Consider the following 10504-nt stretch of genomic DNA (forward strand, 5'->3'; position numbering starts at 1 on the left):
GGGCGGGCCAGGGCGGTCGTACGGGCGTCCGGGCTCCAGGCGGGGGTCCCGGGCCGGCGGGCCGGCGGGCGCAGCGCGCGGACGGTCGCGGGCGGGGCGCCGGTGACGGCGGAGACGGGAGCGGAAGCGGCGGTGGGCGCGGTGGCCGGGATCAGGGTGCCCAGCAGCCGCTGGGTCTCCTCGGCGGGTGCCACGGCCAGCTCCTCGCGCATCCGGCGGGCGCACAGCTCGTACCAGCGCCGGACGCAGGCGAGTTCTCCGCGCCGGCCGTGTGCGGCCATCAGCGCGCGGTAGGCCTCCTCGTGGTGGCGGTCGATCTCCAGGGTGCGCTTGCAGACCTCGATGAGCTCCACGAAGTCCTCACGGGTCTCGGCGTCGGTACGCAGCGCTCCGAGAGCCCGCAGGGCGAGCGCCCTGAGGTACTCACGCTGTTCGACGACCCAGTCGGCGCTCTCGCCGCGCAGGAACTCGCCGCCGTAGAGGCCGATCGCCCCGCGCAGCCGGGTGCGGGCGAGCGGGGCGTCACCGGCCGCGGCGGCGCGCAGGCCGGTGTGCACCAGTTCCTGGAAGCGGTCGACGTCGGACCAGAGGCCGGTGATGTGCAGGACGTACCCGAAGTCCCGGTAGACCAGCCGTATCCCGGAGTCGCCGGGGCGGTCGGGGTGGGCGTCGAGCACGCGGCGCAGTGCGTGGGCGGCGACCTTCAGGGAACTGCCCACGGTGCTGTCGGTACCGGGCCACAGGGATGCGTAGAGCCGGTCGCGGGTGAGCATCTGGCCGCGGTGGACCGCGAGGTACTGGAACAGGCCACGGGCCTTGCCGGCCCGCCAGCGCTGGACGGGGCTGCCGTTGACGGTCAGCTCGAAGTCGCCCAGGAAGCGGACCCGTACCGCCGGCCCCGCTGTTTCGGTCGCTGCGGTGGTCATCGCGTCCTCCCGGTGGTTTTCAGCCTGCCGCTCTGCCTGCGAGGAGTGTGTCCGGGGGGTCTACAAGGGCCCTACAACGGCCGGATCCGAGCTGTGTAGAGCGGTGATAGGGCGTTTTTCGACACTGATGAGCACGACCACCCGAACCGCCGAATCCGAAATGAGGGCTGTTTCATGACCAGCAGCGACACCCGGCTTCAGAAGGTCGTCATCCTGGGCGGCGGCACGGCCGGCTGGATGACGGCCGCATACCTCGGAAAGGCGCTGCAGGGAACGGTCGACATCACCGTGCTCGAAGCGCCGACGATCCCGCGCATCGGTGTCGGCGAGGCCACCGTGCCCAACCTGCAGCGTTCCTTCTTCGACTACCTGGGCATCGCCGAGGACGAGTGGATGCGGGAGTGCAACGCGAGCTTCAAGATGGCCGTGCGCTTCGTCAACTGGCGGACCGACGGGCAGGGCGAGTCGACGGCCCGTGAGCTGCCGGGCGGCGGTCCGGACCACTTCTACCACCCGTTCGGGCTGCTCCCCGACTACGACCAGACCCCGCTGTCGCACTACTGGTTCAAGCGCAAGTACGAGGGCCGCACCACCGAGCCGTTCGACTACGCCTGCTTCCGCGAGCCCCCGGTGATGGACGCGATGAAGGCGCCGCGCTGGCTCGACGGCCGGCCGGCCACCCGGTACGCCTGGCACTTCGACGCCCAGCTGGTGGCCGACTTCCTGCGCCGGTTCAGCACCGAGAAGCAGGGCGTGAACCACGTACAGGACGAGATGGTGCGGGTCGAACAGGACGAGCGCGGCTACGTGACCACCTTGCACACCAAGGGCGGACTGGCCCTGGACGCCGACCTGTTCGTGGACTGCTCGGGCTTCCGCGGCCTGCTGATCAACCAGGCGATGGAGGAGCCCTTCATCGACATGAGCGACCACCTGCTGTGCGACAGCGCGGTGGCGACGGCCGTCCCGCACGACGACGAGGCGAACGGCGTGGAGCCGTACACCTCGGCGATCGCCATGTCGTCCGGCTGGGCCTGGAAGATCCCCATGCTGGGGCGCTTCGGCACCGGTTACGTGTACTCCAGCAAGTTCACCGACCAGGACACCGCCACCCGCGAGTTCGCGGACATGTGGGGCCTGGACGTGGAGGAGACGAAGTTCAACCACATCCGCTTCCGCGTCGGCCGCAATCGCCGCGCGTGGGTGAAGAACGTCGTCAGCATCGGCCTGTCCTCCTGCTTCCTGGAGCCGCTGGAGTCGACCGGGATCTACTTCATCACCGCCGCGATCTACCAGCTGGCCAAGCACTTCCCGGACAAGACCTTCAACGACGGTCTGATCAAGAGCTTCAACCACGAGATCGAGGTGATGTTCGACGACACCCGCGACTTCATCCAGGCGCACTTCTTCTACGCACCGCGCAACGACACGCCGTTCTGGCAGGCCAACAAGAAGCTGACCCTCCCCGACAACATCCAGCAGAAGATCTCCGCCTACAAGGCCGGCCTGCCCATCAACTCGCCGATCACGGACGAGTCGACGTACTACGGCAACTTCGAGGCCGAGTTCCGCAACTTCTGGACCAACGGCAGCTACTACTGCATCTTCGCGGGCCTCGGCCTGGAGCCGGACGCCCCGCTGCCCTCCCTGGCGCACCGGCCGGACTCGGTGGCCGGTGCCGAACCCCTCTTCGACACGGTCAAGCGCCAGCAGCAGAACCTGCTGGAGACGCTGCCCAGTGCCTACGACTACCTGCGCCGGTTGCACGGCGCGTAGGGCCCACCGCTCCCACGGCCCGGCAGTACGGCTCTCCCGCCGGCTGCCGGGCCGCAGTTGCTTCAGCCACCTCAGGAGTCAGACATGCCCCACCGCTCCGTGCCCCATCCCGCCGCACCGGACGAGTCGGCCGGGGGCCGGCCGACGGACCTCCGTCCCTTCATGGCCGCCTTCCCCACCGGGGTGTCCGTCGTCACCACACTGGACTCCGATTCCGTGCCGCACGGCCTGACCTGCACCTCCCTCGCGAGCGTCGCGCTCGAACCGGCGACGATCGTGGTGTGCATACGGGCGGCGAGCCCGACCCTCGCGGTGCTGCTCGCCGAGGGCCACTTCGCCCTCAACCTGCTGCACGAGAGGGCCCGCGGCACCTCGGACCTGTTCGCCTCCGGGGCGCCCGACCGCTTCGACCGCGTCGAGTGGCGGCTGCCGCTGGGGGCGGGCGGACCGCACCTGACGGCGGACGCGCACGCCGTCGCGGACTGCGCCGTGGTGAGAACCGTCGGCTTCGGCGACCATACGGCCGTCTTCGCCGAGGCCCGCCGGGTGACCGTCCGGGACGACCGGGAACCGCTGCTCTACGGGCTGCGCCGGTACGCCCCGTGGTCCGCCGCGGCCGCGGCCCCGCAGCCGGCCGCGCGCCACGACCTGCCCGCCGCACTGCGGCCCGCCGCGCCCGAAGGAGGTGCCCGTGTCGTCCGTTGACCCGCTGCCCGCCCTCCTGGTCGCCGTGCCGGTGGTGATCCTGGCCTGCCAGGTGGGGGCTTCCGTCTGCCGCCGGTTCGGCCAGCCCCCGGTGGTGGGCGAGATCGCCACCGGCATCCTGTTGGGTCCCTCGCTGCTGGGGTGGCTGTGGCCGCAGGCGCAGCACGCGCTCTTCCCGCCGTCCGTGCTGCCGTACACCTCGGTGCTCGGGCAGCTCGGACTGCTCGCCTTCATGTTTCTGGTCGGGCTGGAGCTGGACCTGAAGAGCCTGCGCGGTCACACCCGGGTCGCGGTGGCCGTGAGCCAGGCCGGCATGCTGCTGCCGCTGGCCCTGGGCGCGCTCCTCGCGCTCGCGATGTACGGCGAGTTCGCCCCCGACGGGGCGGGCCGGATGCCGTTCATCCTGTTCATGGCCGTGGCCATGAGCATCACCGCGTTCCCGGTCCTCGCCCGGATCCTCATCGACCGGGGCCTGTACGGGACTCCGCTCGGCGCGCTCGCCATGGCCTGCGCGGCCGTGGACGACGTGGTCGCGTGGTGCCTGCTGGCCCTGGTGGTGGCCCTCGCCACCGCCGGGTCCCCGTTGGAGGCGGCCACCACGGCCGGACTCGCCGTGGCCTTCACGCTGCTGATGCTGTACGCGGTGCGACCGCTGCTGGCCCGCTGGTCGGCCCGAGCTGACCGGGCGGGCGACGCGGCGGTCCTGGTGGCGCTCTTCAGCGGACTGAGCCTGTCCGCGCTGGCCACCGACCTGATCGGCGTGCACGCGCTGTTCGGGGCGTTCCTGTTCGGGGTGGTCACCCCGCACACCGGGCAGCGTATCGAGGCCTCGGCGGCCCGGCTGCGCGCGTTCACGGTGCCCGTGCTGCTGCCGCTGTTCTTCGTGCACACGGGGCTGCGTACGGACATCGGTGGCCTGACGGCCTCGCCCGCGCTGTGGCTCTGGACGGCCGCGATCCTCCTGGTCGCCTTCCTCGGCAAGTGGGGCGGCGCGACGGGGGCGGCCCGCGCGTGCGGAAGACCCTGGCGGGAGGCCCTGTCGATCGGCGCTCTGATGAACTGCCGGGGGCTGACCGAGCTGGTGGTGCTCAACGTGGGCCTGGAACTCGGCGTCATCGGGCCGCAACTGTTCACCATGCTGGTGCTGATGGCCCTGGTGACGACGGCGATCACCAGCCCGGCCCTGACCCGGCTGCGCGCCGGGAGGGAGGTGAGCCGCCGGGCCCCGGCGCAGGCCGAGCCCGAGAACGCCCTCTCCGGGCCCTGACGAGCGGGCCGGGACCGGGAGGGTGTCCGCCCCAGCCGCACCACGGCTGCTCAGGCGCCCTCCGGCCCGGTCGGTACGCACAGCACCGGGATCGGCGACAGGTGCAGCAGCTTGTGCGGGGTGGATCCGAGCAGCGCACCGCGCATCGGGCTGTCGCCCCAGCTGCCGACGATGATGACGCGGGCCCGGTGGCGCTCGGCGGCGTCCAGCAGGGCCTGCGCGGGTTTCTCGTCGGCCACCTCGACCGTGGAGGGCACCCCGGCCGCGTCGGCCTCCTCGACGGCGTGCGCCAGCGCGCTGCGGCCCGCCTGGCGGACGGCTTCGCGGTGGGCGCGGGACTCCTCGCCGGTGGGGCCCGGGGCGGCCGCGCCGTAGACGAGGACGAGGGGCTCGCCGAAGGCGGTGGCCACCTCCAGCGCCACCTGCAGGGCCCGCTCCGCGCCCGGTGACTCGTCGTATCCGAGGACCACGGACATCGAGGGCTCCTAGGAGTGTGTCGTGTGCTTGCCGACATGGACGAGTTCCGGGTCGACGACGCCGCGCCGCTCCTGCCAGAACCTGCCGTCGCGGACCCGCCAGAAGCACATGAAGGCCACGCCCACGAGCGCGATGCCGATGCCGATGACCAGCGGCGGGCCGAGGCCGAACCAGGAGACTCCGCCGGCGGAGTTCTCCGGGTCGGACATGTCGCCGATCGACTCCACCAGCAGCCAGCTCAGCAGGCCGGCGCCGATCAGCGGGCCGACTCCGATCAGCACGAAGTTGTGCACGTTCTCCAGGAGGTGCCGACGGTAGTAGACGGCGCACGCCAGGCCGGTGAGCGCGTAGTAGAACGCGATGAGCAGCGAGAGCGCGGTGAGCGAGTCCAGGAGCGCGTTCTCGCTGATCTGGTTGACGACGAGGTACCAGCCGATGGCGATGCCGGCCACCCACCAGGTGCTCACGTCCGGGGTGCGGAACCTCGGGTGGATCTGCGCGAGCCGGTGCGGCAAGGCGTGTCGGCGGGCCATGGACAGGGCGGTGCGGGAGGCGGGGATGATCGTGGTCTGGGTGGAGGCGAGCGCCGAGGTGCAGACGGCGAGCAGCACCACCCAGTCCCAGCCGCCCATGACCTCGTGGGCGAGGACCGCGAAGACGGCCTCCTCCTCGCCCGCGTTCTCGGCGAGGTAGGCGGTGCCCGCGTAGGCGACGACCGCGAAGCCCACCGACAGGTAGGTGACCAGGAGGATCACGGTCGACCAGATGCCCGCCTTGCCGGGCGCGGTGGCGGAGTTCTCGACCTCTTCGGTGAGGTTGACCGCCGATTCCCAGCCCCAGTAGATGAAGACGCCGAGCAGCAGCCCGCCGGTGAGGGCGGCGCCGCCCGCGCCGAAGGGGTTGAGCCAGCTGATGGACGGCTCGATCGAGTCCAGGGTGCTGGTGTCGGCGTAGACGCGGTAGATGGCGACCACGGCGAAGGCCAGCAGGAAGAAGACCTGGGCGAGGATGAGGACGTCCTGGAGGTGGGCCGAGAGCTCGGTGCCGATGACACAGATGCCGGTCATGGCGAGGATCACCGCGACGGTGAGGCCCTGCCGGATCCAGGCATTGGCGGCCCAGCTGTCGAGTCCGACGGCGAGCAGCCCGAAGTTCACGGCGACGTCCGCGAGTGAGCCGATGACGAGGACGCCGGTCATGGCGATGGCCCAGCCGCCGAGCCAGCCCGCCCACGGGCCCATGGCCCGGGTGACCCAGGAGAAGGTCGTCCCACAGTCCTGGTCGACCTTGTTGAGGTAGTAGAAGGCGGCGGCGATGAGGAGCATCGGGACGAAGGAGGCCAGCATCACGCCGGGCGCGTAGATGCCGGCCAGCGCCACGATCGGGCCGAGGACCGCGGCCAGGGAGTAGGCGGGGGAAGTGGAGTTCAGGCCGATGACGAGCGCGTCGAGGAACCCGATCGCGTTGGCCTTGAGCCTCGCGTCCAGGCCCTCCGGTCCGGCACCCGCACTGCCGTCGTCCGTGTACGAGTCGTGACCCATGTACGAATGATCACGCAGTGGGCAGCGCCGCGCGAGGCGAGGCGGCCGCGCGGTCGGGGCCGCCGTCGGGCCCTTGGTCGGGCGCTCGGCCAGGGGCCTGGTCAAGGCCCCCTCGGTCAGGGGCGGGTGTTCCAGCCCGCGATCACCGGGAGTCCGTGCTCCGTGGAGAGCACGCTGACCGTGCCGGTCCGCAGCAGGAACAGCCGCCCGTGTTCGGGCACCAAGCGCAGGTAGCGGGCGGTGAGGACGCGCAGGAAGTGGCCGTGGGCGACGAGCACCACGTTGCCGCCGTCGGCGCGGAGCACGGGGGCGACGCGAGCCAGGGCGCGGTCGGCGCGGGCGCCCACCTGGGCGGCGCTCTCGCCCGGGTGCTCGGGGTCGCCGGGCGGGACGCCGTGGGTCCACAGGGACCAGTCCGGCGTCGTCTTCCGGATCTCCGCAGTGGTGATCCCCTCGTAGCCGCCGTAGTCCCATTCGGAGAGGTCGGGGTCGGCCCGGCCGCCGGTGAGCCCGGCCAGCTCGGCGGTGGCGACGGCCCGGCGCAGCGGGCTGGTGAGCACCAGGGCAGGCTGCTGGTCCCGGAAGAAAGGGGCCAGCGAGATGGCCTCCTCCACCCCGCGGGCGGTCAACTGCAGGTCGGTGCGTCCCGTGTGGCGTCCGTTCGCGCTCCAGGCGGTCTCGCCGTGCCTCACCAGCAACAGGTCGCTCATCCTCCGGACCCTATGTGTTCCGGCATGTCGGCGCCGGAGCGCCAAGGCGGGCGTGTCACTGTCGGGCGTCATGGACGAGAACCGGGAGGCCGGGCGGACGGCCGGTTCGCCGCTGCTCCCACCGCACATGCCCGCGCTGATGGTCGTACTGACCGGCGTGACCGGGGTGGTGGAGGCGGTGAGCCTGCTGGCGCTCGGGCCGGCCTTCACGGCGATGCAGACGGGCAACGTGCTGTTCGTGGCCTTCGGCGCGGCGGGGGCGGGGAGACTGGAGACGCTCGCTCCCGGGGTCTCCCTGGCCGCGTTCGTCGTCGGGGTGGTCTGTGGGTCGCACCTGGAGTCCGTGACCGAGGTCCGCGGGAGGCGCTGGTTCGTCATCGGCCTCATCGCCGAGGCAGGGCTGATCCTTACCGCCGCGGGCATCGGCTGGGGGCTGGCCCCGCAGTACGGATCCCCGGCCCTGCGGCATCTGGCGGCCATGGCGGTCCTGGCCCTGGCCATGGGGCTGCGCAACACCACGATCATGCGGGCGAACGTGCCCGGCGTACCGACGACGCTGATCACCCGGTCCATGACCGCCTTCCTGGGTGCTTCGGCCATGGGGCGGGAGAACACATACGGGTTCGGAACGGCCGGCTGGCGGCTGCGCGGCCTCTCCGTCCTGGCCATGTTCGCCGGCGGGTTCCTCGGGGCGCTGCTGCTGCGGACCGGCTGGACCGTGGGCTGGCTGCTGCTGTCGGCCGGCGTGACGGTGCTGGTCGTGGGCCTGCTCTACCGGGGCCAGCCCGGGCTGCACACCGACCGGGCACCCGGCCGGGAACGATCGGGATGAAGGGGGCCGTTGGTACAGTCGGGGCGTGGCGGTGGACGAGCTCGACACCAGAATTCTGCGCCTGCTGATCGAGCAGCCGCGTACCAGTGTCCGCGAGTACGCCCGGATCCTCGGCGTCGCGCGCGGCACCCTGCAGGCACGGCTGGACCGGCTGGAGCGCACCGGTGTGATCACCGGCACCGGGCCGGTGCTCTCCCCCGCCGCACTGGGCCATCCGGTGCTGGCCTTCGTGCACATCGAGGTCACGCAGGGGCATCTGGACGATGTGGGTGACGCGCTGGCCGCCGTACCCGAGATCATCGAGGCCTTCTCGATCACCGGCGGCGGGGATCTGCTGACCCGGGTGGCGGCCCGGGACAACGGGCACCTGGAGGACGTGATCCAGCGGCTCATCCAGCTCCCGGGCGTGGTCCGCACCCGTACGGAGGTGGCGTTGCGCGAGCGGGTGCCGCATCGCTTGCTGCCGCTGGTCGAATCCGTGGGCAGAAATGCCGGGAAAACCTGAGGATTGCCGAGACGGGACACGACCTGCGGGACGGGGGTAACGGATGATTTCGGTCATATTCGATCTCGACGGCACCCTCGTGGACAGCGAGCCCCACTACTACGAGTCCGGGCGCCGCACCCTGGAGCGGCACGGGGTCGCCGAATTCACGTGGGAGCAGCATTCCCGCTTCATCGGCATCGGCACGCGCGAGACGCTGGAGATCCTTCGGGAGCGGTACGGGATCCAGGCACCCGTCGAGCAGCTGCTCGCCGAGCAGAACGCCGCCTACCTGGAGCTGGCCCGCACCCGGACCGACGTCTTCCCGCAGATGCGGGAGTTCGTCGAGCGGCTGCACGCCGAGGGCGTGGCGATGGCGGTGGCCTCCGGCTCCTCGCTGGAGGCGATCGACGCGGTGCTCTCGGGCACCGGGCTGGACGCGCTGCTGACGACGGCGGTCTCCGCCGAGGAGGTCGCGCGGGGCAAGCCCGCTCCGGACGTGTTCCTGGAGGCGGCCCGCCGCCTGGGCGCCGAGCCCGCCGAGTGCGTGGTCGTCGAGGACGCGGCGCCCGGGGCGCTGGCCGCGCACGCCGCGGGCATGGTTTGCGTGGCCGTCCCGTACACCCCGGCCATCGCGGGGGACCCGGCCTTCGCCTGCGCCGGACTCCTCTTCCCGGGCGGGCAGCAGCAGTTCCGCGCGGACGCGGCGTACGACTGGCTGTCCGCACGCCGGACCATGTAGCTCCATCTGGTGGGCGGGTCCGTTCCCAGGTGGTGTCGCAGGGGCCCGGCAGGCCGCTGCCAGGCGGGAAGATCCGGCACCCGCCGCAAGTTAGTAGAACTGTGAACAACATGTGGCGGGACGCGGACGGGCCGGTGGACGTGGACGTGGTGGTCATCGGGGCCGGGCAGGCCGGCCTGTCCAGCGGCTACCACCTCACCCGGGCCGGACTCGACCACGTGGTGCTCGACCACGCGCCCCGCCCGGGCGGCGCCTGGCAGTTCCGCTGGCCCTCGCTCACCTACGGCAAGGTGCACGGCATGCACGCCCTGCCCGGCATGGAGCTGACGGGCGCCGACCCGCTACGGCCGTCTTCGCAGGTCATAGGGGAATACTTCGCCGCCTACGAGGAGCGCTTCGAGCTGCGCGTACGCCGACCCGTGGACGTGTCCGCCGTCCACGAGGGGGACGCGGGGCGGCTGCGCGTGGAGACCTCGGCCGGCATCTGGTCGGCCCGGGCCCTGATCAACGCCACCGGGACCTGGGACCGGCCGTTCTGGCCGCGCTACCCGAGCCAGGAGACCTTCCGCGGCCGCCAGCTGCACACCGCCGACTATCCGGGGCCCCAGGAGTTCGCCGGGGCTCGGGTGATCATCGTCGGCGGCGGCACTTCGGCGGTGCAGCACCTGCTGGAGATCGCCGAGGTGGCCGCGGGGACCACCTGGGTGACCCGGCGGCCCCCGGTCTTCCGCGACGGGAACTTCGGCGAGGCCGAGGGCCGGGCCGCGGTGGCCCTGGTGGACGAGCGGGTGCGCCGGGGACTGCCGCCGCAGAGCGTGGTCAGCGTGACCGGACTCCCGCTGAACGACGCCGTCCGGGCCGGTCTGGCCGCGGGCGTGCTCGACCGGCGGCCCGCCTTCGACCGGATCACCCCTACCGGAGTCGCCTGGGCGGACGGGAGCCACGTGGACGCGGACGTCATCCTGTGGGCCACCGGATTCCGGGCTGCCGTCGACCACCTCGCCCCGCTGCGCCTGCGCGAGCCGGGCGGAGGCATCCGGGTGG

11 protein-coding genes are annotated in these 10504 nt (G+C 72.0%); 7 read left to right on the forward strand and 4 right to left on the reverse strand.

The annotated features are described in order from the left end of the window. The coding region (locus ACWGIU_RS17485) for an AfsR/SARP family transcriptional regulator (protein ID WP_453706731.1) at window positions 1-926 on the reverse strand (926 nt) is incomplete at its 3' end. Window positions 927-1100: 174 nt separating this feature from the next. On the opposite strand from ACWGIU_RS17485, the gene ACWGIU_RS17490 reads away from it, so the two are divergent. The 3 genes from ACWGIU_RS17490 (at window position 1101) to ACWGIU_RS17500 (ending at window position 4674) form a co-directional block, all read left to right on the forward strand. After that, window positions 1101-2702, forward strand: a complete 1602-nt coding sequence (locus tag ACWGIU_RS17490; RefSeq protein WP_453706733.1) for a tryptophan halogenase family protein — start codon at window positions 1101-1103, stop codon at window positions 2700-2702. A gap of 84 nt (window positions 2703-2786) precedes the next feature. After that, a complete protein-coding gene (locus ACWGIU_RS17495) occupies window positions 2787-3407 on the forward strand; it encodes a flavin reductase family protein (protein WP_453706735.1) in 621 nt (206 codons plus the stop codon). After that, complete coding sequence (locus ACWGIU_RS17500; protein ID WP_453706737.1) at window positions 3394-4674, forward strand: cation:proton antiporter domain-containing protein; 1281 nt, start codon at window positions 3394-3396, stop codon at window positions 4672-4674. Before ACWGIU_RS17495 ends, ACWGIU_RS17500 begins: the two co-directional genes overlap by 14 nt. A 50-nt stretch (window positions 4675-4724) precedes the next feature. On the opposite strand, the gene ACWGIU_RS17505 is transcribed toward ACWGIU_RS17500, so the two are convergent. From ACWGIU_RS17505 to ACWGIU_RS17515, 3 genes are all read right to left on the reverse strand, one after another. Then, window positions 4725-5150, reverse strand: a complete 426-nt coding sequence (locus tag ACWGIU_RS17505) for a universal stress protein (protein WP_030713442.1) — start codon at window positions 5148-5150, stop codon at window positions 4725-4727. A 9-nt stretch (window positions 5151-5159) separates the two neighbouring features. Then, complete coding sequence (locus ACWGIU_RS17510) at window positions 5160-6692, reverse strand: APC family permease (RefSeq protein ID WP_453706739.1); 1533 nt, start codon at window positions 6690-6692, stop codon at window positions 5160-5162. A gap of 116 nt (window positions 6693-6808) precedes the next feature. Then, the gene (locus ACWGIU_RS17515) at window positions 6809-7402 is read right to left on the reverse strand and encodes a histidine phosphatase family protein (RefSeq protein ID WP_453706741.1); all 594 of its coding nucleotides are present in this window, start codon (window positions 7400-7402) and stop codon (window positions 6809-6811) included. Window positions 7403-7472: 70 nt separating this feature from the next. Here ACWGIU_RS17515 and ACWGIU_RS17520 point away from each other — a divergent pair, with 70 nt between their 5' ends. The 4 genes from ACWGIU_RS17520 to ACWGIU_RS17535 form a co-directional block, all read left to right on the forward strand. Beyond that, window positions 7473-8234: a YoaK family protein gene (locus tag ACWGIU_RS17520; protein WP_453706743.1), complete on the forward strand. Its 762-nt coding sequence runs from the start codon at window positions 7473-7475 to the stop codon at window positions 8232-8234. 25 nt (window positions 8235-8259) lie between these two features. After that, on the forward strand, window positions 8260-8739 hold the full coding sequence (locus ACWGIU_RS17525) for an Lrp/AsnC family transcriptional regulator (protein WP_030713436.1): 480 nt from the start codon (window positions 8260-8262) through the stop codon (window positions 8737-8739). 43 nt (window positions 8740-8782) lie between these two features. Next, a complete protein-coding gene (locus ACWGIU_RS17530; RefSeq protein WP_453706745.1) occupies window positions 8783-9460 on the forward strand; it encodes an HAD family hydrolase in 678 nt (225 codons plus the stop codon). 110 nt (window positions 9461-9570) lie between these two features. Continuing rightward, window positions 9571-10504: FAD-dependent oxidoreductase (locus ACWGIU_RS17535; RefSeq protein WP_453706747.1), on the forward strand; the 934-nt coding region annotated here is incomplete at its 3' end.

Source organism: Streptomyces sp. NPDC054840 (assembly GCF_053611065.1).

Excerpts from the sequence above, each read along its gene's own strand:
- ACWGIU_RS17490 (WP_453706733.1), top strand. The coding sequence starts at position 1,101 with ATGACCAGCAGCGACACCCGGCTTCAGAAGGTCGTCATCCTGGGCGGC.
- ACWGIU_RS17495 (WP_453706735.1), top strand. The coding sequence starts at position 2,787 with ATGCCCCACCGCTCCGTGCCCCATCCCGCCGCACCGGACGAGTCGGCC.
- ACWGIU_RS17505 (WP_030713442.1), bottom strand. The coding sequence starts at position 5,150 with ATGTCCGTGGTCCTCGGATACGACGAGTCACCGGGCGCGGAGCGGGCC.
- ACWGIU_RS17510 (WP_453706739.1), bottom strand. The coding sequence starts at position 6,692 with ATGGGTCACGACTCGTACACGGACGACGGCAGTGCGGGTGCCGGACCG.
- ACWGIU_RS17515 (WP_453706741.1), bottom strand. The coding sequence starts at position 7,402 with ATGAGCGACCTGTTGCTGGTGAGGCACGGCGAGACCGCCTGGAGCGCG.
- ACWGIU_RS17520 (WP_453706743.1), top strand. The coding sequence starts at position 7,473 with ATGGACGAGAACCGGGAGGCCGGGCGGACGGCCGGTTCGCCGCTGCTC.
- ACWGIU_RS17530 (WP_453706745.1), top strand. The coding sequence starts at position 8,783 with ATGATTTCGGTCATATTCGATCTCGACGGCACCCTCGTGGACAGCGAG.